26 protein-coding genes are annotated in these 25,340 nt (G+C 44.9%); 24 read left to right on the top strand and 2 right to left on the bottom strand.

The genetic code is table 11. From position 1 onward, the window contains the following. Positions 1 to 6 precede the first annotated feature (6 nt). The 6 genes from cysP (at position 7) to sirC (ending at position 5,003) form a co-directional block, all read left to right on the top strand. Positions 7 to 1,071: a sulfate permease gene (cysP, locus tag M1D94_RS12900; protein ID WP_029317784.1), complete on the top strand. Its 1,065-nt coding sequence runs from the start codon at positions 7 to 9 to the stop codon at positions 1,069 to 1,071. A gap of 48 nt (positions 1,072 to 1,119) precedes the next feature. After that, a complete protein-coding gene (gene sat / locus M1D94_RS12895) occupies positions 1,120 to 2,268 on the top strand; it encodes a sulfate adenylyltransferase (protein WP_072174059.1) in 1,149 nt (382 codons plus the stop codon). A 12-nt stretch (positions 2,269 to 2,280) separates the two neighbouring features. After that, positions 2,281 to 2,874, top strand: coding sequence for an adenylyl-sulfate kinase (gene cysC, locus M1D94_RS12890; protein ID WP_015252120.1), 594 nt, complete (start codon positions 2,281 to 2,283; stop codon positions 2,872 to 2,874). Between the two features lie 98 nt (positions 2,875 to 2,972). Beyond that, the gene (gene cobA, locus M1D94_RS12885; protein WP_015715864.1) at positions 2,973 to 3,746 is read left to right on the top strand and encodes a uroporphyrinogen-III C-methyltransferase; all 774 of its coding nucleotides are present in this window, start codon (positions 2,973 to 2,975) and stop codon (positions 3,744 to 3,746) included. A gap of 2 nt (positions 3,747 to 3,748) precedes the next feature. Beyond that, on the top strand, positions 3,749 to 4,534 hold the full coding sequence (sirB, locus tag M1D94_RS12880) for a sirohydrochlorin chelatase (RefSeq protein ID WP_172849778.1): 786 nt from the start codon (positions 3,749 to 3,751) through the stop codon (positions 4,532 to 4,534). Beyond that, entirely contained in the window at positions 4,515 to 5,003 is a 489-nt protein-coding gene (gene sirC / locus M1D94_RS12875; protein ID WP_120028081.1) for a precorrin-2 dehydrogenase, read from the top strand. Before sirB ends, sirC begins: the two co-directional genes overlap by 20 nt. A 39-nt stretch (positions 5,004 to 5,042) precedes the next feature. Here the strand turns inward: sirC and rqcH are convergent, their stop codons facing one another. After that, on the bottom strand, positions 5,043 to 6,755 hold the full coding sequence (rqcH, locus tag M1D94_RS12870) for a tRNA modification protein RqcH (RefSeq protein WP_021479315.1): 1,713 nt from the start codon (positions 6,753 to 6,755) through the stop codon (positions 5,043 to 5,045). 121 nt (positions 6,756 to 6,876) lie between these two features. On the opposite strand from rqcH, the gene M1D94_RS12865 reads away from it, so the two are divergent. From M1D94_RS12865 to spoVM, 17 genes are all read left to right on the top strand, one after another. Then, positions 6,877 to 9,549 (top strand): calcium-translocating P-type ATPase, SERCA-type, encoded by a 2,673-nt coding sequence (locus M1D94_RS12865; RefSeq protein ID WP_424935190.1) that lies wholly within the window; start codon positions 6,877 to 6,879, stop codon positions 9,547 to 9,549. Between the two features lie 82 nt (positions 9,550 to 9,631). After that, positions 9,632 to 10,507 (top strand): YicC/YloC family endoribonuclease, encoded by an 876-nt coding sequence (locus tag M1D94_RS12860; protein ID WP_009967215.1) that lies wholly within the window; start codon positions 9,632 to 9,634, stop codon positions 10,505 to 10,507. 76 nt (positions 10,508 to 10,583) lie between these two features. Then, complete coding sequence (gene remA / locus M1D94_RS12855) at positions 10,584 to 10,853, top strand: extracellular matrix/biofilm regulator RemA (protein WP_003154355.1); 270 nt, start codon at positions 10,584 to 10,586, stop codon at positions 10,851 to 10,853. Positions 10,854 to 10,860: 7 nt separating this feature from the next. After that, on the top strand, positions 10,861 to 11,475 hold the full coding sequence (gmk, locus tag M1D94_RS12850) for a guanylate kinase (protein WP_003232083.1): 615 nt from the start codon (positions 10,861 to 10,863) through the stop codon (positions 11,473 to 11,475). Between the two features lie 3 nt (positions 11,476 to 11,478). Then, entirely contained in the window at positions 11,479 to 11,682 is a 204-nt protein-coding gene (gene rpoZ, locus M1D94_RS12845; RefSeq protein ID WP_003221520.1) for a DNA-directed RNA polymerase subunit omega, read from the top strand. Positions 11,683 to 11,762: 80 nt separating this feature from the next. Beyond that, complete coding sequence (gene coaBC / locus M1D94_RS12840; RefSeq protein WP_017694849.1) at positions 11,763 to 12,983, top strand: bifunctional phosphopantothenoylcysteine decarboxylase/phosphopantothenate--cysteine ligase CoaBC; 1,221 nt, start codon at positions 11,763 to 11,765, stop codon at positions 12,981 to 12,983. Next, positions 12,980 to 15,397: a primosomal protein N' gene (gene priA, locus M1D94_RS12835; protein WP_172849782.1), complete on the top strand. Its 2,418-nt coding sequence runs from the start codon at positions 12,980 to 12,982 to the stop codon at positions 15,395 to 15,397. The genes coaBC and priA overlap by 4 nt, the downstream gene beginning before the upstream one ends. A gap of 26 nt (positions 15,398 to 15,423) precedes the next feature. Beyond that, entirely contained in the window at positions 15,424 to 15,906 is a 483-nt protein-coding gene (gene def / locus M1D94_RS12830; protein ID WP_015383630.1) for a peptide deformylase, read from the top strand. Positions 15,907 to 15,910: 4 nt separating this feature from the next. Continuing rightward, positions 15,911 to 16,864: a methionyl-tRNA formyltransferase gene (gene fmt / locus M1D94_RS12825; RefSeq protein WP_021479312.1), complete on the top strand. Its 954-nt coding sequence runs from the start codon at positions 15,911 to 15,913 to the stop codon at positions 16,862 to 16,864. Next, positions 16,851 to 18,194, top strand: a complete 1,344-nt coding sequence (gene rsmB, locus M1D94_RS12820) for a 16S rRNA (cytosine(967)-C(5))-methyltransferase RsmB (protein ID WP_021479311.1) — start codon at positions 16,851 to 16,853, stop codon at positions 18,192 to 18,194. Before fmt ends, rsmB begins: the two co-directional genes overlap by 14 nt. A 3-nt stretch (positions 18,195 to 18,197) precedes the next feature. Beyond that, entirely contained in the window at positions 18,198 to 19,289 is a 1,092-nt protein-coding gene (gene rlmN, locus M1D94_RS12815) for a 23S rRNA (adenine(2503)-C(2))-methyltransferase RlmN (RefSeq protein ID WP_021479310.1), read from the top strand. A gap of 6 nt (positions 19,290 to 19,295) precedes the next feature. Beyond that, positions 19,296 to 20,060: a protein-serine/threonine phosphatase PrpC gene (prpC, locus tag M1D94_RS12810; protein WP_014479762.1), complete on the top strand. Its 765-nt coding sequence runs from the start codon at positions 19,296 to 19,298 to the stop codon at positions 20,058 to 20,060. Further along, the gene (prkC, locus tag M1D94_RS12805; RefSeq protein WP_015252109.1) at positions 20,054 to 22,000 is read left to right on the top strand and encodes a serine/threonine protein kinase PrkC; all 1,947 of its coding nucleotides are present in this window, start codon (positions 20,054 to 20,056) and stop codon (positions 21,998 to 22,000) included. The genes prpC and prkC overlap by 7 nt, the downstream gene beginning before the upstream one ends. A 14-nt stretch (positions 22,001 to 22,014) precedes the next feature. Then, positions 22,015 to 22,911: a ribosome small subunit-dependent GTPase A gene (rsgA, locus tag M1D94_RS12800; RefSeq protein WP_014479764.1), complete on the top strand. Its 897-nt coding sequence runs from the start codon at positions 22,015 to 22,017 to the stop codon at positions 22,909 to 22,911. 4 nt (positions 22,912 to 22,915) lie between these two features. After that, entirely contained in the window at positions 22,916 to 23,569 is a 654-nt protein-coding gene (gene rpe, locus M1D94_RS12795; RefSeq protein WP_003232058.1) for a ribulose-phosphate 3-epimerase, read from the top strand. A 72-nt stretch (positions 23,570 to 23,641) separates the two neighbouring features. Then, on the top strand, positions 23,642 to 24,286 hold the full coding sequence (locus M1D94_RS12790; protein WP_172849784.1) for a thiamine diphosphokinase: 645 nt from the start codon (positions 23,642 to 23,644) through the stop codon (positions 24,284 to 24,286). A gap of 71 nt (positions 24,287 to 24,357) precedes the next feature. After that, positions 24,358 to 24,438, top strand: a complete 81-nt coding sequence (gene spoVM, locus M1D94_RS12785) for a stage V sporulation protein SpoVM (protein ID WP_003221545.1) — start codon at positions 24,358 to 24,360, stop codon at positions 24,436 to 24,438. Positions 24,439 to 24,510: 72 nt separating this feature from the next. On the opposite strand, the gene rpmB is transcribed toward spoVM, so the two are convergent. Continuing rightward, complete coding sequence (gene rpmB / locus M1D94_RS12780) at positions 24,511 to 24,699, bottom strand: 50S ribosomal protein L28 (RefSeq protein WP_003221548.1); 189 nt, start codon at positions 24,697 to 24,699, stop codon at positions 24,511 to 24,513. Between the two features lie 276 nt (positions 24,700 to 24,975). Between rpmB and M1D94_RS12775 the strand changes: the two genes are divergently transcribed. After that, the gene (locus tag M1D94_RS12775) at positions 24,976 to 25,338 is read left to right on the top strand and encodes an Asp23/Gls24 family envelope stress response protein (protein WP_003232054.1); all 363 of its coding nucleotides are present in this window, start codon (positions 24,976 to 24,978) and stop codon (positions 25,336 to 25,338) included. The last annotated feature ends 2 nt before the right edge of the window (positions 25,339 to 25,340 follow it).

Below are 25,340 nucleotides of genomic sequence, written 5' to 3'. Positions count from 1 at the left end.
TGCAAAATGGAATTAGCCGCTATTTTATTTAGCTTGTTTTTCGCGATGAATATTGGTGCAAGCGGCGCTGCAGCTTCGATGGGGGTTGCTTACGGCTCCGGAGCCATCAAAAAGAAAACCTACGCTTTGATCCTATGCGCAGTCGGTGTCTTTGCCGGGGCGGTCATTGGCGGAGGCGAGGTTGTAAAAACAATCAGCTCCGGCATTATTCCTGAGCAGACGATTACACTGACGATTGTTTGCATCATTATTGGAGCTGCTGCCCTGTCGCTCTTTACTGCTAATCTGCTCGGCATTCCTTTGTCGACAAGTGAAGTAACAGTCGGCGCGGTTGTCGGCGTGGGAGTGGCTTATAAAGTATTGTTTGTGAACAATCTTCTGATCATTGTGTCATTTTGGGTTTTTGTCCCGCTGTTCGCTTTCGGCTTCACCTATTTCGTATCTAAGCTGTTTCGTTATTTTAAGATTGAAGTAAAATCTTCTAAAAAGCAAAAAATCCTCGGTATTGTTTTGTTAGTTGCCGGATTTTTCGAAGCATTCTCTGCAGGCATGAATAACGTGGCGAATGCTGTTGGCCCGTTAGTAGCTGCCGGTGTGCTTGATGTCGGAAAAGGAACCTTGTATGGAGGAGCTTTTGTTGCTCTTGGCGCACTGTTATTAGGCCGGCGTGTGTTAGAAACAAACGGGAAGAAAATTACAAGATTCTCCAAAGGAGAAGGCATTCTCTTATCCGGTACAGGAGCGGGACTGGTGATCATCAGTTCTGTATTTGGGATGCCGGTGCCCTTGGCGCAAGTCACGTCATCGTCTATTATCGGAATAGGCATGGCAAAAAACGGGCCGAACGTGTTCCATAAACAAGTTGTTCAAACGATGCTGAAGGTATGGATCGTATCGCCGTTTTTATCTTTATCGATTTCTTATCTGCTTGTATCCTTGTTTTTAAAAGCAGATTATTATTCGATCTTTATCATGGTAAGTGTGCTTTTAGCGGCGGGGGGTGCCGTCAGCCTGACAAAGGCCATTCGTAAAGAGAGACGCTCAGTCCACGAACAAGGCGGGGGAATCTGATCATTAATCTGAGTAATTTTATAAGTTAACTAGGAGGAGATGGATATTATGAGCTTAGCACCACACGGAGGAACATTAGTAAACAGAGTAGATGAATCATATGATGTGAGCGGCATCCAAAAAGAAATTGAACTTGATTTAATTTCTTTCGCGGATTTGGAATTGATCGGTATCGGTGCATACAGCCCGATTGAAGGTTTCTTTAATGAAAAAGATTACGTATCTGTAGTCGAAAACATGCGTCTTTCTTCCGGCGTTGTCTGGTCTCTTCCGATCACGCTTCCGGTCGATGCGCAAAAAGCAGCGGAACTGTCACTTGGTGAAAAGGTAAAGTTAACGTATGAAGGAGAAACATACGGCGTTATCCAAATCGAAGACCTGTACGTGCCTGACAAACAAAAAGAAGCTGTCAATGTGTACAAAACAGATGAACAGGAGCATCCGGGTGTTAAAAAGTTGTTCAGCCGCGGCAATACATATGTCGGCGGGCCGATTACGTTGATTAAAAAAGCTTCAAAACAGTTCCCTGAATTTACATTTGAACCGTCAGAAACGAGACGCCAGTTTGCGGAAAAAGGCTGGGAAACCATTGTCGGTTTCCAAACAAGAAACCCTGTTCACAGAGCGCATGAATACATTCAAAAAACGGCTCTTGAAACAGTAGACGGCTTGTTCTTGAATCCGTTAGTAGGTGAAACAAAATCTGATGACATTCCAGCTGATGTACGGATGGAAAGCTACCAAGTGCTTCTTGATCATTATTACCCGAAAGATCGCGTTTTCCTTGGTGTCTTTTTAGCGGCGATGCGTTATGCAGGCCCGAGAGAAGCAATTTTCCACGCGCTTGTCAGAAAGAACTACGGCTGCACACATTTCATCGTCGGCCGTGATCATGCAGGTGTAGGCGACTATTACGGAACATACGAAGCACAGGAACTGTTTGACACATTTAAACCTGAAGAACTCGGAATTACACCGCTGAAATTTGAGCACAGCTTCTTCTGTAAAAAATGCGGAAATATGGGAACAGCGAAAACATGCCCTCATGGCAGAGAGCATCACGTCATTTTATCAGGCACTAAGGTAAGAGGCATGCTGAGAGACGGTGTGCTGCCCCCTGCTGAATTCAGTCGAAAAGAAGTCGTAGAAGTGTTAATCAAAGGGATGAAGAAAAAAGAAGAAGTAGGCGTATCTTAAGGAGGACTGGCAGTGACAAATCGCGATATTGTATGGCATGAAGCCTCTATCACAAAAGAAGAGTATCAGCAAAAAAACAAGCATAAAAGCTCCATTCTCTGGCTGACAGGGTTAAGCGGCTCAGGCAAATCAACCATTGCCAACGCCGCTGCGAGAGAATTGTTTGAGCAAGGCTACCAAGTGATTGTGCTGGACGGGGATAATATCCGTCACGGCCTAAATAAGGATCTTGGTTTTTCTGATGAAGACCGAAAAGAAAACATCCGCCGGATCGGAGAGGTGGCGAAGCTTTTTGTTCAGCAGGGAACCATTGTGATTACTGCTTTTATCTCTCCTTTCCGCGAGGACAGACAACAGGTTCGCGAGCTTGTGGAAGCGGGCGAATTTAATGAAGTCTACATTAAATGCGACCTTGATATTTGTGAACAAAGAGATCCGAAAGGGCTTTACAAAAAAGCAAGAAACGGAGAGATTCCGTTCTTTACAGGAATTGATTCACCTTATGAAGAACCGGAAGCTCCAGAGCTCGTTCTTGATTCAGGACAGCATGACCGTGAAGCGTGTAAAAATCAGCTGATCGAGTTTGTTAAACAAAAATTGAGCTGAATATGATCTGCTGCGTTCTTCTCAGGTGCCGGAATGCAAGCGAGAACATCATCACAGCGAATGCTCTGGAAGAACTCGAATAGATCGGGGGAAATACGATGGGGAAAGTATATATTGTAGGAGCGGGTCCCGGTGACCCTGATCTGCTGACAATTAAAGCGCTGAAAGCCATTGAAAAAGCTGATGTCATCTTATACGACAGATTAGTAAATAAAGAGATTTTACAATATGCCAAAGAGCAAGCAGACCTGATCTACTGCGGGAAGCTTCCGGATTTTCATACGATGAAGCAGGAAACCATCAATCGGTTTCTTGTAAAGTATGCGCAAAAAGGGAAAACCGTTGTCAGGCTGAAAGGCGGAGACCCTTTTGTGTTCGGCAGGGGGGGAGAAGAAGCGGAATGCCTCTCTGAAAACGGAATTCCGTTTGAAATCATCCCCGGCATTACGTCTGGAATCGCGGCAGCCGCTTATGCCGGGATTCCTGTTACTCATCGGGAGGCGGGCTCTAACGTCGCTTTTGTAACGGGTCACTATAAAAAAGAAGAAGATTTTGAGGAAAAGTGGAAAGCGCTGGCTACAGGAATTGATACACTTGTCATCTATATGGGTATCAAAAACGTGCAGCAGATTGAGAGAAAACTCCTTGAAAATGGCCGGGACGGTTCTACGCCGGCAGCCTTTATTCATTGGGGAACAACGGACAAGCAAAAATCTGTTTTTTGTACAGTTGACACCCTTTCAGAAACGGTGATAAAAGAAAATATTACAAATCCGAGTTTAATTGTCATTGGAAATGTTGTAAATTATCACTATAAGCTGGAATGGTTTGAATCTGAACTGAAAAAACAAGATTTAAGCGAGGCGTTGTAAAAATGAAACAAGCAATTTTATATGTCGGCCACGGCAGCCGGGTCAAAAAAGCGCAGCAAGAAGCCGCAGCCTTTTTGGAAGGATGTAAGGCCCACATCTCTGTGCCAGTACAAGAAATCAGCTTTTTAGAGCTTCAGGAGCCGGCAATTGAGACAGGATTTGAAGCATGTGCGAAGCAAGGCGCCACTCATATCGCAGTGGTGCCTCTGCTTCTTTTAACAGCTGCGCATGCAAAACATGATATTCCGGAAGAAATTGCCCGTGCTGCATCTCGATATCCATCAGTCCGTATTTCATACGGAAAGCCGATCGGGATTGACGAAGAAGTAGTCAAGGCTGTATATCACCGAATGAAAGACATAGGTGTTCCGTATGAAAATGCCAGAGTGGTGCTCATCGGAAGGGGAAGTTCAGATCCAGATGTCAAAAGAGACGTAACCGGAATTGCTAATCTTCTTCAGGAAATGGTTCCAGTGAAGGAAGTCATTCCGTGCTTTTTGACAGCATGCGGCCCGAATTACAAAGAGGTTTTTTCAGAACTTGAAAAAGATGACGGCATAACAACCTTTATCGTTCCATATTTGCTGTTTACGGGTATGCTGATGAATGAAATCGAACGAGAGGTTCAGAAATTAAAAGCCCATAATCCGAACGTCTACCTCTCTTCCTATATCGGTTTTCATCCTCATGTGAAAAACGCATTTTTGAACCGTGTTAGAGAAACTGCGGCAAATTCTGAGGGACAATTTGATTTTGATGGAGGTTCATATGCTTCCGCTGCACATTAGCCTGGAAAAGAAGAAGGTTGTCATTGCGGGGGGCGGCAGCATCGCTCTCAGAAGGCTGAAAATGGTGATTTCTGAGGGAGCTGATATAACGCTCGTCAGTCCAGATGTTGAACCGGAAATCAAGCAAATGGCAGAAGAGCGACGTATCAAATGGGAAAAACGGACAATTGAAAAAGAAGATTATCTCAATGCTTTCTTAATTATTGCTGCGACGGATAATGCGGCAGTGAACAAAGAAATTGCCCAATCCGCTTCGCCTTTTCAGCTTGTCAATTGTGTCAGTGACGCTGAGCTTGGCAATGTATATATGCCGAAAATCGTAAAAAGAGGGCATGTCACTGTGTCTGTTTCTACAAGCGGAGCCAGTCCAAAGCACACGAAAGAGCTTGCTGAAAACGTGGATAAGCTGATTGACGGCGATTTTGTTGCTGAAGTGAACAGGCTTTATCAGGTGAGAAGAAAGAAATAAGCCAGAGCATACAAATGCTCTGGCTTTTCTTTATGCGGCTCAGCTTTTTTTGAGCTTGATGACAGTATCAGCATCAGGCGTGACAAAGACGGTATGCTGGCTGTCATAGGTGACGAAACCGGGTTTCGCGCCGTTTGGTTTTTTGACATGCCTGATTTTTGTATAATCTACAGGCACTGAACTTGAATCTTTAGCTTTTGAAAAATAAGCTGCAATTGTCGCGGCTTCCATGATTGTTTGCTCATCCGGTTCGCTGCTTCTGATCACAACGTGGGAGCCGGGAATGTCCTTCGTGTGAAGCCAGATATCGTCTCTAGCCGCCGCTCTGGTCGTTAAATATTCATTTTGACGATTGTTCTTACCCACTAAAATTGTCAGGCCTGAGGTGGATTCATATGTTTCTAACACCGGATTGTGCGGTTTTTGCTTTTTCTGGCCTTTTTGCTGCTTAGGGCGCAAATATTTGCCCTCAACAAGCTCTTCCCTGATTTCGCTGATATCCCGGGGAGAAGCGGACGAAAGCTGCTGAATCAGCTGATCAAAATATTCGATCTCTTCCTGTGCCAGCCTGATTTGCTCCTCGACAACTGCGACCGAATTTTTCGCTTTCTGATACTTCGTGAAATAGGCCTGTGCGTTTTCAGAAGGCGTTTTGTTCGGGTTTAAAGGAATCGTGATTGTCGGGCTTTCTTCATCATAATAATTGATGACCTCAGCCTGTTTATCACCTTTTTTCAGCATATATAAATTAGCGGTTAAAAGCTCCCCGTAAAGCTGAAATTCCTTCGCGTTTTCCGAATACTCCAGGGTTTTCTCTAATTTTTTGATTTTGTTGGCATTCTTCTTCCGTTCGTTCACAACAAAACGCTCAAGATCCTGAGCCTGCTGTTTGACTCGGTCTCGTTCAGCTTTTCCGAAATAAAAACGGTCGAGCAGTTCGCTTAATGAATCAAAACGGCGCGCTTCGCCCTTTAGATGAGTCAGCTCCAGTAAATAAAAATATTCCTTTCCGTTTACAGTCGTAATGTTGGGAATGAAACGGTGCTCTTTCACTTCGGCAAACAGTGCCAGCAACGCTTTTGGCAGTGTGACTTTGTTGGCAAGGCCTGCTCTGTGAACCGCTTCTTTGGCGAAAAGCGGAGACACCCCTGAAAAGTGGTCGACAATTTGTTTATCAAGCCTTCCTTCTTGAAAGCTGAGGTGACGCAAAATATCATCTTCTGACGCCTCAAGAGGCGATATTTTGTCCTGAGCAGGCGGAAGCTTATAATCTTGGCCGGGCAGTACTGTACGGTAGCTGTTCATTGACGGTGATAAATGCTTAAGTCCGTCGATAATCACATTTTCTGCTGCGTCAGTCAAAATGATATTGCTGTGACGGCCCATAATTTCTACATAAAGCTTTCGTACGGTTTCATCGCCAATTTCGTTTCGGCTTTTGATATGAAAAATCATAATGCGGTCTAAGCCCGCTTGTTCAATTTTCTCAATGAATCCGCCTTCGATATGCTTTCTCAGCAACATGCAAAACATTGGCGGTTCGCTTGGATTTTCATAAGCTTGTGCCGTGATATGCACCCGTGAATAGCTCGGATGTGCCGATAATAATAGTTTTTGGTTTTTTCCCTTGGCACGGATGTGGAAAATCACATCGTGCTTATATGGCTGATGGACTTTTGTAATTCGTCCGCCCATTATTTTCTCGTTAAGTTCGTGTGTCATTCCGTATGTAAACATGCCATCAAACGACATATGCAATACACCCTCTCATTCTTCCTGCATTCGATAATTATAGCATGAAATGGGACGAGTCAGAATAAGCATGCTTATAGAGTGATATCTCTATAAGAGAGCAGGGGAGTGGACGAGCGGAATGAAGTTTCATGAAATGGGACAAACAGATTTACTAGAGGCAACCAATACGTCCATGAAACAAGGATTAACAGAAAAAGAGGTAAAAAAACGCCTTGACAAGCATGGACCAAACGAGCTGCAAGAAGGGAAAAAAACTTCAGCGCTTCTCTTGTTTTTCGCGCAGTTCAAAGATTTTATGGTGCTTGTGCTTCTGGCGGCAACGTTAATCTCAGGATTTCTTGGTGAATATGTAGATGCGGTTGCGATTATTGCGATTGTGTTTGTGAATGGCATACTTGGTTTCTTTCAAGAAAGGCGTGCTGAGCAATCTCTTCAGGCTTTAAAAGAGCTTTCAACACCGCATGTCATGGCACTCAGAGAAGGAAACTGGACAAAGATTCCTTCTAAGGAACTGGTGCCGGGGGATATTGTGAAATTTACGAGCGGGGACAGAATTGGCGCAGACGTTCGAATTGTTGAAGCGAGAAGCCTTGAAATAGAAGAATCAGCGCTGACCGGGGAATCAATCCCGGTTGTGAAGCATGCTGATAAATTGAAAAAACCGGATGTTTCACTTGGCGATATTACCAATATGGCATTTATGGGAACGATTGTGACCCGCGGCAGCGGTGTCGGGGTTGTCGTCGGGACAGGAATGAATACGGCTATGGGGAAAATTGCCGACATGCTTGAATCGGCAGGGACATTGTCAACCCCGCTGCAAAGAAGACTGGAGCAGCTCGGAAAGATTTTGATTGTTGTTGCATTGCTTCTGACCGTACTTGTCGTTGCTGTCGGTGTTATTCAGGGTCATGATCTGTACAGTATGTTTTTAGCAGGTGTCTCGTTAGCGGTAGCCGCTATTCCGGAGGGGCTGCCGGCGATAGTGACAGTGGCGCTTTCGCTTGGTGTACAGCGGATGATTAAACAAAAATCCATTGTTCGAAAGCTTCCTGCTGTTGAAACGCTTGGGTGTGCGTCTATTATTTGTTCAGATAAAACAGGGACAATGACCCAAAACAAAATGACGGTGACACATGTCTGGTCCGGAGGGAAAACATGGAGAGTGGCAGGGGCCGGCTATGAACCGAAAGGAAGCTTCACACTAAACGAAAAAGAGATCAGTGTCAATGAACATAAGCCGCTTCAGCAGATGCTTCTGTTCGGAGCGCTTTGTAACAACTCCAATATCGAGAAAAGAGACGGCGAATATGTGCTTGACGGAGATCCGACAGAGGGGGCGCTGCTCACCGCGGCAAGAAAAGGCGGTTTTTCAAAGGAGTTTGTTGAATCAAACTACCGGGTGGTCGAAGAATTTCCGTTTGATTCTGCACGGAAAATGATGACTGTCATCGTAGAGGATCAAGACAGAAAGCGCTATATCATTACAAAAGGTGCACCGGATGTACTGATGCAGCGATCTTCCCGTATTTATTATGACGGCTCAGCGGCTCTTTTTTCAAATGAAAGAAAAGCAGAAACAGAGGCGGTATTAAGACATTTGGCATCACAGGCGCTCAGAACGATAGCGGTCGCCTACAGGCCGATAAAAGCAGGCGAAACACCGTCAATGGAGCAGGCGGAAAAAGATCTGACCATGCTTGGCCTTTCAGGTATCATTGATCCCCCGCGGCCGGAAGTCAGGCAGGCGATAAAAGAATGCCGTGAAGCAGGAATTAAGACCGTTATGATTACAGGTGATCATGTAGAAACCGCTAAAGCGATAGCGAAAGACTTGCGCCTCCTTCCGAAAAGCGGCAAAATCATGGATGGCAAGATGCTGAATGAACTTTCTGAAGAAGAGCTTTCTCATGTGGTGGAGGATGTGTATGTATTTGCCCGCGTTTCCCCTGAACATAAACTAAAAATCGTAAAAGCCTATCAGGAGAACGGGCATATTGTGGCGATGACGGGAGACGGCGTCAATGATGCTCCTGCCATTAAACAAGCTGATATCGGCGTCTCTATGGGCATTACCGGGACAGATGTGGCCAAAGAAGCATCATCTCTTGTTCTCGTAGATGATAATTTTGCGACGATTAAATCAGCGATAAAAGAAGGCAGGAACATCTACGAAAATATTAGGAAGTTTATCAGATACCTGCTGGCGTCTAACGTCGGAGAAATCCTTGTCATGCTGTTTGCGATGCTGCTCGCCCTTCCTTTACCGCTCGTTCCGATTCAGATTTTGTGGGTCAACTTGGTGACGGACGGATTGCCGGCAATGGCGCTCGGCATGGATCAGCCGGAAGGAGACGTCATGAAGCGCAAGCCCCGTCATCCGAAAGAAGGGGTATTTGCCCGCAAGCTAGGATGGAAGGTCGTTTCCAGAGGATTTTTAATCGGAGTTGCCACTATTTTAGCGTTTATCATTGTGTACCACCGCAATCCGGAAAACTTGGCTTATGCCCAGACGATCGCGTTTGCCACATTGGTGCTCGCTCAGCTTATTCACGTGTTTGACTGCCGCAGCGAAACTTCTGTTTTCTCTAGAAATCCGTTTCAAAACCTGTATTTAATCGGCGCGGTATTGTCATCCATTTTGCTGATGCTTGTAGTAATCTACTATCCGCCGCTTCAGCCGATTTTCCATACTGTAGCCATCACGCCGGGGGACTGGATGCTCGTCATCGGTATGTCCGCCATCCCTACTTTTTTGCTGGCGGGGTCACTTTTAACAAGAAAAAAATAAATTCATATGATATAATCTTAGGGGTAATAGCGTGTCTATTGCCCTTTTATTATGAGAACAGGGAAGAATTGGGTGTTTTAAAATGATACGAAGTATGACAGGCTTCGGCAGTGCAAGCAAAACACAAGACGATCTCTCTGTAAGCGTTGAACTTAAATCTGTGAACTACAGATTTAAAGAAGTGAACGCTCGTTTGCCAAGGCCTTTGCTATATTTTGAAGATAAGCTGAAACAGACCATTCTGCAGCATATTCAGCGCGGAAGAATTGAGCTTTTCGTATCCGTTGACAGCGATATGCTTGTTGAGAAAAGGCTTGAAATTGATTGGCCGCTGCTCGATGAGTTTGTCGCAGCCGCGAGAGATATGAAGAAGCGGTATCAATTGTCTGCAGAGCCCGATGTAATGGATTTCTTTAAGCTTGATCATGTCGTCCAGGTTCATGAAGAACAGACGCAAAATGACAAGCTGGAGGCGTTGATCATCGATGCTGCAGAAGAAGCGGTAAAAGGTCTCTGTGAAATGCGTGAAAAAGAGGGGCTGCTCTTAGCGAAAGACTGCCTGATGCATATTGACCAGCTTGAAGAGCTGGTGAGAGAAACTGAATTGCTGGCTGCAGATGTCGTATCTCGTTACCGGGAACGGCTGTACGCCAGAATCAAAGAATGGACTGAAGATGTATTAGACGAGAGCCGGCTTGTAACAGAATGCGCTATTTTTGCAGACCGCTCTGATATCACTGAAGAGATTACAAGGCTGAAGAGCCACTTCGCCCAGTTTCGTGATATATTAGCTAGTGGCGGAGCTGTCGGGCGCAAACTCGACTTTCTTGTTCAGGAGCTCAATCGGGAAGCAAATACGATCGGCTCAAAAGCAAATGATCATCAGATCACAAAGCTTGTCGTTGAAATGAAAAGTTCTATTGAAAAAATAAAAGAACAAGTGCAAAATATAGAATAGTGACTGTGCGTATTGTTTACAGACGGTCTTACTAGGCTAAACTAGAGACGTCTATTTTACAGGGGGAACGTAGAAGATGACGATTAAACTGATTAATATCGGATTTGGCAATATCATCTCCGCCAATCGGATGATTTCGATTGTCAGCCCGGAGTCTGCGCCAATCAAACGGATGATTCAGGATGCAAGAGACCGCGGAATGCTAATTGACGCTACATACGGACGAAGAACCCGTGCAGTTGTCGTCATGGATAGTGATCACATTATCTTATCTGCCGTCCAGCCTGAGACAGTTGCACACAGACTTTCTGTTAAAGAAGAAATTATGGATGAAGGGCAGGGGTAATTGCCGCATGAAAGAAAGAGGGTTATTAATCGTTCTCTCAGGTCCCTCAGGAGTTGGTAAAGGAACGGTTCGACAAGCGATCTTTTCGCAGGAAGACACAAAATTTGAATATTCGATTTCAGTAACCACAAGAAGTCCAAGAGAGGGCGAAGTGAACGGAGTCGATTATTTTTTCAAAACAAGAGACGAATTCGAGCAAATGATTGCGGACAACAAGCTGCTTGAATGGGCAGAGTATGTCGGCAATTATTACGGCACGCCAGTCGATTATGTTGAACAGACGCTTCAAGATGGAAAAGACGTCTTTTTAGAAATTGAAGTTCAAGGGGCTCTTCAAGTGAGAAATGCTTTCCCGGAAGGCCTATTTATTTTCCTTGCGCCTCCAAGCCTTTCTGAACTGAAAAACAGAATCGTGACACGAGGCACAGAAACAGACGCTCTGATTGAAAATCGAATGAAAGCCGCAAAAGCTGAGATCGAAATGATGGATGCTTATGACTATGTCGTTGAAAACGATAATGTCGAAACGGCTTGCGATAAAATCAAAGCAATCGTTCTTGCTGAACATTTGAAGCGTGAACGCGTTGCACCAAGATATAAGAAAATGCTGGAGGTTGAATAATCAATGTTAGATCCGTCAATTGATTCTTTAATGAATAAATTAGATTCAAAATATACGCTGGTGACTGTTTCTGCGAGACGCGCACGTGAAATGCAAATCAAAAAAGACCAAATGATTGAACATACGATTTCACACAAATATGTAGGCAAAGCTTTAGAAGAAATTGATGCAGGCCTGCTTTCGTTTGAAAAGGAAGACCGCGAATAGTAGCACAAGTAGCAACCTATATCATGTAGGTTGTTATTTTTTTCCGTGCGGTTTTGTAAAGTGCAGAGGGGGAGAATTCATTGCTTAACAATCGAAATGTGTTACTTTGCGTGAGCGGAGGCATCGCTGTTTATAAAGCCTGTGCGTTAACGAGCAAGCTGGTTCAGGCAGGAGCAAATGTCAAAGTGATTATGACTGAATCCGCTTGCCGATTCGTTTCACCGCTGACATTTCAGGCATTGAGCCGCCACGAAGTCTATACAGATACATTTAAAGAACAAAATCCAAGCGTTATTTCTCATATTGATGCTGCAGACTGGGCCGACTTGATTATCGTAGCGCCGGCTACTGCAAATGTGATTGGAAAACTGGCAAACGGCATCGCTGATGATATGCTGACGACAACATTGTTGGCAGCAACGGCTCCCGTTTGGATCGCGCCGGCAATGAACGTTCATATGTATGACCACCCGGCAGTCAAACGAAACATTTCTGTTCTTTATCAGGACGGTTATCGTTTTATTGAGCCAAGTGAGGGCTATTTAGCATGCGGTTACGTAGGAAAAGGCAGATTGGAAGAGCCGGAAAACATCGTAAAGCTGGCCGAAAAACATTTTGCTGAAGAAACATCCGCTCCTTTAGAAGGCAAGCATGTGGTCATTACAGCCGGTCCAACGCGGGAAGCGGTTGATCCTGTCCGGTTTTTTACCAATAAATCGACGGGCAAAATGGGCTACGCGCTAGCGGAGGCTGCTGTTCAGCTCGGCGCACGGGTAACCTTAATTTCTGGGCCTGTTTCACTTGATCAGCCTAAAGGCCTTGCTGAGTTTATCCCGGTTCAATCGGCTGCGGATATGCGCGAAGCTGTGCTCTCTGTGTATGACGCAAGCGATATAGTCATTAAAACAGCTGCGGTAGCCGATTTTACGCCGAAAACAGTATTTGACCATAAAATGAAAAAACAAGACGGCGGCATGACCTTAGAACTGAAAAGAACAGTCGATATTTTGAAAGAATTGGGCGAGAAAAAGAAAGAGCAAATCTTGGTCGGATTTGCCGCCGAAACACAAGACATTGAACACTATGCACGTAAAAAGCTCGCCGCTAAAAACCTTGATTTGATTGTGGCAAATGATGTGAAAGCAAATGGGGCCGGTTTTGGTGCTGATACGAATATCGTGACAATCTTTTTCAAAGACGGGCATAAACGCGAACTCCCGATTATGTCTAAGCTCGATGTTTCTTTTGAAATCCTTCAGGAGATCGCAGCCCTCTCAAAACAAACCGGAGAGCGCTCATGAATTTTGCAGAAGTCATCGTTGATGTCAGCACCAAAAATATAGACAGGCCTTTTGATTATAAAATCCCAGACCATCTGAAGGGCATGATCAAAACGGGGATGCGGGTCATTGTTCCGTTTGGCCCCCGTAAGATTCAAGGGTTTGTGACAGCAGTCAAAGAAGCATCTGACCTATCGGGAAAATCTGTCAAGGAAGTAGAGGATTTATTAGATCTTACACCTGTTCTGACAGAGGAGCTTATGGATCTGTCATCATGGCTGTCAGACAAAACGCTGTCTTTTAAAATAACGGCGCTTCAAGCAATGCTGCCTGCCGCCTTAAAGGCGAAATATGAAAAAGAATTAAAAATTGTACACGGCGCCGATCTTCCGCCGCAAGTGGAACGGCTGTTTTCTGAAACAAAGACGCTGCTGTATTCAGATATACCCGATCATGATACGCTGAAACTGATTCAAAGGCATGTTCAAAAAGGGGTCATTGACGTGACGTATAAAGTCGCGCAAAAAACCAATAAAAAAATGGTCAGGCATATTCAGGCAAATGCGAGTAAAGAAGAGCTTGCTAAGCAGGCTGAGGGATTGTCCCGACAAGCAGCAAAACAGCAGGCGATTCTTCACTTTCTCATCTCTGAGCCGGAAGGTGTGAAAATTCCTGCAGCGGAATTGTGCAAAAAAACGGACACGAGCTCTGCAACCATCAAAACCCTTATCCAAAAAGGGCTTTTGAAGGAAAGCTATGAAGAGGTTTACAGAGATCCCTATCAGGACAAAATGTTCAAAAAAACAGAGCCCCTGCCGCTGACAGACGAACAGAGGGCTGCCTTCGAGCCCATACGCGAGACATTGGACAGCGATGAGCATAAAGTGTTCCTCCTTCACGGCGTGACAGGAAGCGGAAAAACCGAAATTTATCTGCAATCAATTGAAAAAGTACTGGCGAAAGGAAAAGAAGCCATCGTCCTCGTACCGGAAATATCGCTGACGCCGCAAATGGTCAACCGCTTCAAGGGCCGCTTCGGCTCCCAGGTGGCAGTCATGCACAGCGGTTTATCCACAGGAGAAAAATATGACGAGTGGCGTAAAATCCACCGGAAGGAAGTACGGCTTGTCGTCGGTGCCAGATCCGCGATTTTTGCTCCGTTTGAAAATCTCGGAATGATAATCATCGATGAAGAGCACGAGTCTTCCTATAAACAGGAAGAAATGCCGCGCTATCATGCGAAAGAGGTGGCAATCAAGCGGGCTGAGCATCACAGCTGCCCGGTTGTATTAGGGAGTGCTACGCCGACATTAGAGTCATATGCAAGAGCGCAAAAGGGCGTATACGAGCTTCTATCACTGAAGCACCGTGTTAACCACCGGATGATGCCTGAGGTTTCGCTTGTCGATATGAGAGAGGAGCTTAGAAACGGCAATCGCTCGATGTTTTCAGTTGAATTGATGGAAAAGCTTGAAGAAACGATTGCCAAGGGTGAGCAGGCAGTGCTGTTTTTAAATAAGAGGGGCTATTCTTCCTTTGTGATGTGCAGGGATTGCGGCTATGTCCCGCAATGCCCGCACTGCGACATTTCCATGACGTATCATCGTTACGGCCAAAGGCTGAAATGCCATTATTGCGGACATGAAGAGCCTGTTCCGCACACTTGTCCTGAATGCGCAAGCGAGCATATCCGCTTTTTTGGAACGGGAACACAGCGAGTGGAGGAAGAGCTTACAAAAGTGCTGCCAAGTGCGAGAGTGATTCGGATGGATGTTGACACGACATCACGGAAAGGCGCCCATGAAAAATTACTGTCAGCTTTCGGAGAAGGAAAAGCGGATATTCTTCTCGGAACGCAAATGATCGCGAAAGGGCTTGATTTTCCGAATGTCACGCTTGTCGGAGTGTTAAGTGCTGATACAACACTTCATATTCCTGATTTCAGATCGGCTGAAAAAACATTTCAGCTGTTAACGCAAGTCAGCGGCCGGGCAGGCAGGCATGAAAAGCCCGGCCATGTCATCATTCAAACGTATACACCGTCTCATTACAGTATCCAGCTGACGAAAACACACGATTATGAAACGTTCTATCAGCATGAAATGGCGCACAGGAGAGAGCAATCCTATCCGCCATACTACTATTTGGCTCTTGTGACTGTTTCTCATGAGGAAGTGGCGAAAGCAGCGGTTACAGCTGAAAAGATCGCTCATTTTTTGAAAGCAAACTGCGGAGCTGACACGAAAATTCTCGGACCAAGCGCGTCGCCGATAGCCAGGATCAAAGATAGATATCGCTATCAATGCGTGATAAAATACAAACAGGAAACCCAGTTATCCGCTTTATTGAAGAAGATACTGGAACATTATAAACGCGAAATTGAACAAAAACATGTAATGATTTCAATTGATATGAATCCTTATATGATGATGTAAGATCTCACGTCTTGGAGGGTAACAAATTGGCAGTAAAAAAGGTCGTCACACATCCTGCGGAGGTTTTGGAAACACCTGCGGAAACCGTGACTGTTTTTGATAAAAAGCTAAAAAAACTGCTTGATGATATGTACGACACCATGCTTGAAATGGATGGTGTCGGACTGGCAGCGCCGCAAATCGGCATTTTAAAAAGAGCGGCAGTTGTAGACATCGGGGATGACAGAGGGAGAATTGATCTCGTTAATCCTGAAATTTTAGAAAAAAGCGGCGAGCAAACCGGAATTGAAGGATGCTTGAGCTTTCCTGGCGTCTATGGTGATGTCACACGTGCCGATTATGTCAAAGTGCGTGCGTTTAACCGTCAGGGAAAACCGTTCATTCTGGAAGCGCGAGGCTTTTTAGCAAGAGCCGTGCAGCATGAAATGGACCACTTAGACGGTGTGTTGTTTACATCTAAAATAAGTAAATACTATACAGAAGATGAACTAGCGGATATGGAAGGATGATTTGATGACGAGAATCGTATTTATGGGAACGCCAGATTTTTCAGTTCCTGTTTTAAGAACCCTGATTGAGGACGGATATGAAGTAGTGGGGGTCGTCACACAGCCGGACCGTCCGAAGGGCAGAAAAAAAGTCATGACACCTCCTCCGGTAAAGGAAGAGGCATTGCGCCACGGCATCCCGGTTCTTCAGCCGGAAAAAGTCAGATTGACAGAAGAAATTGAGAAAGTGCTGGCATTAAAGCCTGACCTGATTGTAACGGCGGCATTCGGACAAATTTTGCCTAAAGAGCTTCTCGACAGTCCAAAATACGGCTGCATTAACGTTCACGCCTCTCTTTTGCCGGAACTGCGCGGCGGGGCACCGATCCATTATTCCATTCTGCAGGGAAAGAAAAAAACCGGGGTTACCATTATGTATATGGTAGAAAAATTGGATGCCGGGGACATGATCTCAAAAGTGGAAGTGGACATTGAAGAAACCGACAATGTCGGAACACTGCACGATAAATTAAGCGTTGCTGGCGCGAAGCTGTTGTCTGAAACGGTTCCAAACGTTATTGCCGGCAGCATTTCACCTGAAAAGCAGGATGAAGAGAAAGCGACGTACGCGCCTAATATCAAAAGAGAGCAAGAGCTGCTCGACTGGTCCAGAACGGGCGAAGAGCTTTACAACCAGATCCGCGGCTTAAATCCATGGCCTGTTGCCTATACGACTCTAAACGGACAAAACTTGAAAGTATGGGCGTCGAAAAAAATACCGGCACCAACAACAGCTGAGCCCGGCACAGTCGTTGCGGTTGAAAAGGAAGGGATTATCGTTGCCACAGGTAACGATACGGCTCTGTTATTAACCGAACTCCAGCCGGCAGGCAAGAAACGAATGAAAGGCGAAGACTTTGTGCGAGGAGCTCATGTTGAAGCCGGTGATGTGTTAGGAGTAAACAATGAAAAAAACTAGTGTTCGTGACATCGCCCTTGAGGCGCTGATCAAATTAGAACAAAACCAGGCATACAGCAACCTGCTGCTGAAATCGGTCATTAAATCAAATGAACTGAGTGATCAGGACAGAGGGCTTTTGACTGAACTTGTCTATGGTACATTACAAAATAAGATCGCGCTTGATTATATGCTTAAACCGTTTATCAATAAGCCTCAAAAGGTAAAGCCGTGGGTGATTCAGCTTCTTCGCCTATCCTTATATCAAATGGAGTATTTAGAGAAGATTCCAGACAGGGCAGCCATCCATGAAGCGGTTGAGATTGCTAAAATCCGCGGACACAAAGGCATTGCTTCTTTTGTCAATGGCGTGCTTCGTTCTATCCAGCGCGAAGGTGTTCCATCCTTTGACGCCATCGAAGATCCTGTACGCAGGCTGGCGACAGAAACAAGCCATCCGGAATGGCTTGTGAAAGAGTGGGCGGATGCGTATGGGTTTGACGCGGCCGAAAAGATTTGCCGTATCCACCTCATTCCGCCGAAGCAGACGCTGCGTGTCAATCAAATGAAAGCAGACAGAGCTGAGCTGCTTGACCAAATGGCTGCTGAGGGAATCGAAGTTGAAAAAGGCGATCTCGCTGAAGATGCTGTGAAGCTCTTAAAGGGATCAATTGCCGGAACTCATTTCTTCCAAAACGGCGAAGTATCCATCCAGGATGAGAGCTCCATGCTCGTCGCCCGCGCCCTTGATCCTAAGCCTGATGAAACAGTGCTTGACGCGTGTGCGGCGCCTGGCGGCAAGTCAGCTCATATCGCAGAATTAATGAAGAACAAGGGGAGCGTTACGTCGCTTGATCTTCACAAACATAAAGTGAAGCTGATCAAAGAAGCGGCAAACCGTCTTGGCCTGACAATCATTCATGCGGAGACAATGGATGCGAGAAAAGCGGGGGAAACGTTTGAAAACGAACAGTTTGACCGGATATTGGTTGATGCTCCGTGCTCAGGTTTCGGTGTTATCAGAAGAAAGCCGGACATGAAATACACGAAAAAGCCTGACGACAGCGCGCGTCTAGCTGAAATCCAGCTGTCGATCCTGAGGGAAATCGCACCATTAGTAAAAAAAGGTGGCACTCTTGTCTACAGTACGTGTACAATGGACCGGACAGAAAATGATGAAGTAATACATGCGTTTATACAAGAACATCCTGATTTTGAACCCGATTTGTCTCTTGAAAAGCGGCTGCCTGAAAAGGTGAGACCCTTTGTTCGGGATGGAAGGCTTCAAATCCTTCCTCATTATTTCGGAACAGATGGTTTCTTTATTTGCAGCATGAGAAAGAAGGGATAAGCAATGGCAGAACTTAATAAAACAAAAGTAAGAAAAGAATTGCGGACAGATCGTCCGTCGATTTATTCTTTTGAATTAGACGAAATTAAACAATGGCTGACAGACAACGGAGAGAAACCGTTCCGTGCGGCTCAGATTTTTGAATGGCTATATGAAAAACGCGTATCTTCTTTTGAAGAAATGACAAACCTCTCAAAGGATCTGCGTGAGAAATTAAACACTCACTTTGTGTTAACAACGCTGAAAACGGCTGTTAAACAAACCTCTCAAGACGGTACGATGAAGTTTTTGTTTGAGCTTCATGACGGTTATACCATCGAAACCGTTTTAATGAGACACGAGTATGGCAATTCTGTATGTGTAACGACACAAGTCGGCTGCCGTATTGGCTGCACATTTTGCGCGTCAACGCTTGGAGGCTTAAAACGAAACCTTGAAGCGGGGGAAATTGTCGCTCAAGTAGTTAAAGTGCAAAAAGCTCTTGATGAAACGGATGAACGCGTCAGCTCTGTCGTGATCATGGGAATCGGTGAACCTTTTGATAACTTTAACGAAATGCTCGCTTTCTTGAAAATCATTAACCATGACAAGGGCCTGAATATCGGTGCTCGCCATATTACGGTCTCTACGAGTGGAATCATCCCGAAAATTTACGAATTTGCTGATCAGCAAATGCAGATTAACTTTGCAATTTCTCTGCACGCGCCGAACACAGAAATCAGAAGCCGTTTGATGCCGATTAACAGAGCATATAAACTGCCTGATCTAATGGAAGCCGTTAAATATTATATTAATAAAACAGGACGCCGTATCAGCTTTGAATACGGGCTGTTCGGAGGCGTAAACGACCAGGTGGAACACGCCGAAGAGCTTGCCGACTTGCTGGAAGGAGTCAAATGCCACGTGAACTTGATTCCGGTAAACTACGTGCCTGAACGGGACTATGTGCGCACACCGCGTGATCAGATTTTTGCTTTTGAAAAAACGCTGAAATCCCGCGGAGTAAATGTCACAATCCGAAGAGAGCAAGGACATGACATTGACGCAGCCTGCGGTCAGCTTCGCGCGAAGGAGCGTCAAGACGAGACGAGGTGATGAGGGTTGTTAACAGCCTTAAAAACAGATACAGGAAAAATCCGCCAGCATAATGAAGATGATGCGGGGATATTCAAGGGGAAAGATGAATTTATATTAGCGGTTGTCGCTGATGGCATGGGCGGCCATCTTGCTGGAGATGTTGCGAGCAAGATGGCTGTGAAAGCCATGGGGGAGAAATGGAATGAAGCAGAGACGATTCCAACTGCGCCCTCGGAATGTGAAAAATGGCTCATTGAACAGATTCTTTCGGTAAACAGCAAAATATACGATCACGCTCAAGCCCACGAAGAATGCCAAGGCATGGGGACGACGATTGTATGTGCACTTTTTACGGGGAAAACGGTTTCTGTTGCCCATATCGGAGACAGCAGATGCTATTTGCTTCAGGACGATGATTTCGTTCAAGTGACAGAAGACCATTCGCTTGTAAATGAACTGGTTCGCACTGGAGAGATTTCCAGAGAAGACGCTGAACATCATCCGCGAAAAAATGTGTTGACGAAGGCGCTTGGAACAGACCAGTCAGTCAGTATTGACACACGTTCTTTTGATATAGAACCCGGAGACAAACTGCTTCTATGTTCTGACGGACTGACGAATAAAGTGGAAGGCACTGAATTAAAAGACATCCTGCAAAGCGATTCAGCTCCTCAGGAAAAAGTAAACCTGCTTGTGGACAAAGCCAATCAGAATGGCGGAGAAGACAACATCACAGCAGTTTTGCTTGAGCTTGCTTTACAAGTTGAAGAGGGTGAAGATCAGTGCTAATCGGCAAGCGGATCAGCGGGCGTTACCAAATTCTCCGCGTTATAGGCGGCGGGGGAATGGCCAACGTGTATTTAGCTGAGGATATCATTCTAGACCGTGAAGTCGCAATTAAAATCCTGCGGTTTGACTATGCAAATGACAATGAATTTATCAGACGTTTCCGCAGAGAAGCCCAATCCGCATCAAGCCTCGATCACCCGAATATTGTCAGCATTTACGATTTGGGCGAGGAAGATGATATTTATTATATTGTCATGGAATACGTTGAAGGCATGACGCTTAAAGAATACATAACAGCAAATGGGCCGCTTCACCCTAAAGAAGCGCTGAACATCATGGAGCAAATAGTCTCAGCCATCGCTCATGCCCATCAAAACCAGATTGTTCACAGAGACATCAAGCCGCATAACATTTTGATTGATCATATGGGAAATATCAAAGTAACGGATTTTGGAATTGCGACGGCACTAAGTTCGACCACAATCACCCATACCAATTCAGTTCTGGGCTCGGTCCATTACTTATCACCTGAACAGGCCCGGGGCGGCTTAGCCACAAAGAAATCGGATATATATGCGCTTGGAATCGTTCTATTTGAGCTTTTAACCGGCCGTATTCCGTTTGATGGAGAGTCAGCAGTCAGCATCGCTTTGAAGCATCTTCAAGCGGAAACTCCTTCGGCAAAAAGGTGGAATCCATCGGTCCCCCAAAGCGTTGAAAACATCATACTCAAGGCAACTGCCAAAGATCCTTTTCATCGCTACGAAACGGCTGAAGACATGGAAGCAGACATAAAAACAGCTTTTGATGCCGACAGACTCAATGAAAAGAGATTTACGATTCAAGAAGATGAAGAAATGACAAAAGCGATACCTATCATTAAAGATGAAGAACTTGCTAAAGCTGCTGGCGAAAAAGAAGCTGAAGTGACAACCGCACAAGAAAACAAAACAAAGAAGAACGGCAAAAGAAAAAAGTGGCCGTGGGTTTTGCTCACGATATGCCTCGTTTTTATCACAGCTGGAATTCTTGCTGTCACTGTTTTTCCGTCGCTTTTCATGCCTAAGGATGTCAAAATACCTGATGTCTCCGGAATGGAATACGAAAAAGCCGCAGGGCTCTTGGAAAAAGAAGGTTTACAGGTTGATTCCGAGGTGTTGGAAATCTCAGATGAAAAAATTGAAGAGGGCCTGATGGTAAAAACGGATCCTAAAGCGGATACCACAGTCAAAGAAGGCGCCACGGTCACCCTTTATAAGAGCACCGGAAAAGCAAAAACGGAGATCGGTGATGTGACAGGCCAAACGGTCGACCAGGCAAAAAAAGCGTTGAAGGACCAAGGGTTTAAACATGTAACAGTAAATGAAGTGAATGACGAGAAAAATGCGGGCACTGTCATTGACCAAAATCCTTCAGCAGGGACTGAGCTTGTCCCGAGTGAAGATCAAGTCAAACTTACAGTCAGTATCGGACCCGAAGACATTACGCTTAGAGACTTGAAAACCTATAGTAAAGAAGCAGCGTCTGGATATCTGGAAGACAACGGATTGAAGCTTGTAGAAAAAGAAGCATACTCAGATGATGTTCCAGAAGGACAGGTTGTCAAACAAAAACCAGCAGCAGGTACGGCAGTAAAGCCGGGAAACGAAGTTGAAGTGACATTCTCTCTCGGACCAGAGAAAAAACCTGCGAAAACAGTGAAAGAAAAGGTCAAGATCCCCTACGAACCAGAAAATGAAGGGGACGAGCTTCAAGTGCAAATCGCGGTTGACGATGCAGATCACAGCATCTCTGACACTTACGAAGAATTTAAGATAAAAGAGCCGACTGAACGAACGATCGAACTAAAGATTGAACCCGGCCAAAAAGGGTACTATCAAGTAATGGTAAACAATAAAGTTGTCAGCTACAAAACCATTGAGTATCCGAAAGATGAATAACAAGGAGGGAAAATATGCCTGAGGGCAAAATTATTAAGGCGCTAAGCGGCTTTTACTATGTACTGGATGAATCAGAGGATTCAGATAAAGTAATACAATGCAGAGGAAGAGGCATTTTCAGAAAAAACAAAATTACCCCTCTTGTCGGTGATTATGTTGTGTATCAAGCTGAAAATGACAAAGAAGGATATTTAATGGAAATTAAAGAAAGAACCAACGAGCTTATCAGGCCGCCAATTTGCAACGTTGATCAAGCGGTCCTTGTTTTCTCAGCGGTTCAGCCTTCTTTCAGCACGGCATTGCTCGACCGCTTCCTGGTTCTCGTTGAGGCCAATGATATTCAGCCGATTATATGCATTACTAAAATGGATCTGATTGAAGATCAAGATACAGAAGATACGATACAAGCCTATGCAGAAGACTATCGGAATATTGGTTATGACGTATACCTTACCTCCTCTAAGGACCAAGACAGTTTAACGGACATCATCCCGCATTTTCAGGATAAAACAACGGTATTTGCCGGTCAGTCCGGTGTTGGAAAATCCTCGCTTCTCAACGCGATCAGTCCGGAGCTCGGATTGAGAACAAACGAGATTTCCGAGCATTTGGGCCGCGGGAAACACACAACCCGCCACGTGGAGCTGATTCACACGTCCGGAGGTTTGGTTGCAGATACGCCGGGATTCAGCTCGCTTGAATTTACAGACATTGAGGAAGAAGAGCTGGGCTATACCTTCCCAGATATCAGAGAAAAAAGCGCTTCATGCAAATTTAGAGGCTGTTTACATCTGAAAGAGCCGAAATGCGCGGTGAAACAAGCTGTTGGAGACGGGGAATTAAAGCAGTATCGCTATGACCATTATGTTGAATTTATGACGGAGATTAAAGACAGAAAGCCGAGGTATTAGCATAATGATAAAGGTTGCACCATCTATTCTTTCCGCTGATTTTGCCGCTTTAGGCAATGAGATTAAAGATGTAGAAAAAGGCGGAGCCGATTGTATTCATATTGATGTTATGGACGGCCATTTTGTCCCGAATATCACAATCGGTCCGCTGATTGTAGAAGCAGTCCGGCCGGTAACGGATCTGCCGCTTGATGTCCATTTAATGATAGAAGAGCCGGATCGTTATATCCCGGCTTTTGCGAAAGCAGGCGCAGATATCCTGTCTGTACATGCTGAGGCATGTCCGCACCTGCACCGTACCATCCAGCTCATTAAAGAGCAAGGAGTGAAGGCCGGAGTAGTTCTAAACCCGCATACTCCTGTTCAAGTCATCGAGCATGTTTTCGACGATCTTGATCTTGTTCTTTTAATGACGGTGAACCCGGGCTTCGGCGGCCAGAAATTTATTCATTCAGTCCTTCCTAAGATAAAAGAGGTTAAGCGAATGGCGGATGAAAAAGGAAAAAAAGATCTGTTAATTGAAGTAGACGGCGGCGTCAACAAAGAAACCGCTCCGCTCGTCATTGAAGCGGGCGCAAATTTACTCGTTGCCGGTTCAGCTGTTTATGGGCAGTCTGACCGCAAAAAAGCAATTTCTGAAATCAGAGGAAGCAAATAAGCAGCTTTAGAAAAGAGCTGGGCATACAATAGCCTAAGCTCTTTTTCCTGTATGCAGAGAAAGGAATCAGAGATGAAAACAATTAATATCGTTGCGGGAGGCCCGAAAAATCTCATTCCCGATCTAACCGGCTATACGGATGAACACACGCTTTGGATCGGTGTTGACAAAGGCACCGTCACTCTCTTAGATGCCGGGATCATTCCTGTTGAAGCCTTCGGAGATTTTGACAGCATAACAGAGCAAGAACGCCGGCGAATAGAAAAAGCCGCTCCCGCCCTTCATGTGTATCAAGCAGAAAAAGATCAAACAGATTTAGACCTCGCCCTTGATTGGGTGCTGGAAAAGCAGCCGGATATTATTCAGATTTTCGGCATTACAGGCGGCAGAGCTGATCATTTTTTAGGAAACATTCAGCTTCTGTATAGAGGTGTAAAAACGAACATAAAAATTAGGCTGATAGACAAACAAAATCATATTCAAATGTTCCCTCCTGGTGAATATGATATTGAGAAGGATGAAAATAAGCGATATATCTCCTTCATACCGTTTTCCGAAGACATACATGAGCTGACCCTGACCGGTTTTAAATATCCTCTAAATAATTGTCATATTACGCTCGGTTCAACACTATGTATTAGTAACGAACTCATTCATTCACGAGGTACTTTTTCGTTTGCAAAAGGCATATTAATAATGATAAGAAGCACGGATTAAGCATGTGCTTTCATTCAATTGCTGAAAACAATGAACAAGGCGGTTACGGGACGTTATAGGAGGGGACAAAAATGAAATTTTACACCATTAAATTGCCGAAGTTTTTAGGAGGAATTGTCCGGGCGATGCTGGGCTCATTTAGAAAAGATTAAGGCCCAGGGGTTCAAAGCCCTCTTTCACCACATAAAAACGCCTGCCACATATCGGGGCAGGCGTTCATTTTGTTATACACGCTCAACTTTACCGGATTTCAAAGCTCGAGCAGATACATATACTTTTTTAGGTTTTCCGTTCACAAGGATACGAACCTTTTGAAGATTCGCGCCCCAAGTGCGCTTAGAAGCGTTCATTGCGTGAGAACGGTTATTCCCAGCTGTTGTTTTTTTACCTGTGATAACGCATTTACGTGCCATTTGTTTCCCTCCTCACTTGCACAAAACATCTACTTTTTAACATTCATATAATCTTAGATGCTTTCGATATGGATACTTTAAATAATTTACCACAGCTAAAAAACGTTTGCAACTATTGTTTCATCATCTTTCAAGAAAATTCACTTGACATCTTGCGGAAACAGCAGCGCTATAGTATATGTAGAGGTACGGCCAGCGATTATTGCCTGGTCTTTTCATAATGGAAACCATATAGTAGAATAGCTGTAACTCTATGCATTCGAAGGAGGAACTAGTGTGTCCATTGAATTAAGAACGAAGTACGGACAGATTGATATATCTAATGAAGTCATCGCGATGGTTGCAGGAGGCGCGGCGGTTGACTGTTACGGCATTGTCGGCATGGCCTCTAAAAACCAGATTAAAGACGGACTGACTGAAATCCTTCGGAAAGAGAATTTCAGCAGGGGTGTCCAAGTTCGCCAAGAAGGAGAACAGATACATATCGACATGTATATCATTGTCAGCTACGGCACGAAAATTTCTGAAGTGGCACATAATGTCCAAACAAAAGTAAAGTACACAGTAAATCAAACCATCGGACTGGCAGTGGATTCTGTCAATATTTATGTCCAAGGCGTACGAGTGACGAACCCGTAGTT

This window comes from Bacillus sp. JZ109, from assembly GCF_053903135.1.
The sequence above is the reverse complement of the archived record's forward strand: the minus strand, read 5'-3'. Positions and strand labels throughout refer to the sequence as shown.

Coding starts and splice junctions, on each gene's coding strand:
- cysP (WP_029317784.1), top strand. CDS start 7: ATGGAATTAGCCGCTATTTTATTTAGCTTGTTTTTCGCGATGAATATT.
- sat (WP_072174059.1), top strand. CDS start 1,120: ATGAGCTTAGCACCACACGGAGGAACATTAGTAAACAGAGTAGATGAA.
- cobA (WP_015715864.1), top strand. CDS start 2,973: ATGGGGAAAGTATATATTGTAGGAGCGGGTCCCGGTGACCCTGATCTG.
- sirB (WP_172849778.1), top strand. CDS start 3,749: ATGAAACAAGCAATTTTATATGTCGGCCACGGCAGCCGGGTCAAAAAA.
- sirC (WP_120028081.1), top strand. CDS start 4,515: ATGCTTCCGCTGCACATTAGCCTGGAAAAGAAGAAGGTTGTCATTGCG.
- rqcH (WP_021479315.1), bottom strand. CDS start 6,755: ATGTCGTTTGATGGCATGTTTACATACGGAATGACACACGAACTTAAC.
- M1D94_RS12865 (WP_424935190.1), top strand. CDS start 6,877: ATGAAGTTTCATGAAATGGGACAAACAGATTTACTAGAGGCAACCAAT.
- M1D94_RS12860 (WP_009967215.1), top strand. CDS start 9,632: ATGATACGAAGTATGACAGGCTTCGGCAGTGCAAGCAAAACACAAGAC.
- remA (WP_003154355.1), top strand. CDS start 10,584: ATGACGATTAAACTGATTAATATCGGATTTGGCAATATCATCTCCGCC.
- gmk (WP_003232083.1), top strand. CDS start 10,861: ATGAAAGAAAGAGGGTTATTAATCGTTCTCTCAGGTCCCTCAGGAGTT.
- rpoZ (WP_003221520.1), top strand. CDS start 11,479: ATGTTAGATCCGTCAATTGATTCTTTAATGAATAAATTAGATTCAAAA.
- priA (WP_172849782.1), top strand. CDS start 12,980: ATGAATTTTGCAGAAGTCATCGTTGATGTCAGCACCAAAAATATAGAC.
- fmt (WP_021479312.1), top strand. CDS start 15,911: ATGACGAGAATCGTATTTATGGGAACGCCAGATTTTTCAGTTCCTGTT.
- rsmB (WP_021479311.1), top strand. CDS start 16,851: ATGAAAAAAACTAGTGTTCGTGACATCGCCCTTGAGGCGCTGATCAAA.
- rlmN (WP_021479310.1), top strand. CDS start 18,198: ATGGCAGAACTTAATAAAACAAAAGTAAGAAAAGAATTGCGGACAGAT.
- rsgA (WP_014479764.1), top strand. CDS start 22,015: ATGCCTGAGGGCAAAATTATTAAGGCGCTAAGCGGCTTTTACTATGTA.
- rpe (WP_003232058.1), top strand. CDS start 22,916: ATGATAAAGGTTGCACCATCTATTCTTTCCGCTGATTTTGCCGCTTTA.
- M1D94_RS12790 (WP_172849784.1), top strand. CDS start 23,642: ATGAAAACAATTAATATCGTTGCGGGAGGCCCGAAAAATCTCATTCCC.
- spoVM (WP_003221545.1), top strand. CDS start 24,358: ATGAAATTTTACACCATTAAATTGCCGAAGTTTTTAGGAGGAATTGTC.
- rpmB (WP_003221548.1), bottom strand. CDS start 24,699: ATGGCACGTAAATGCGTTATCACAGGTAAAAAAACAACAGCTGGGAAT.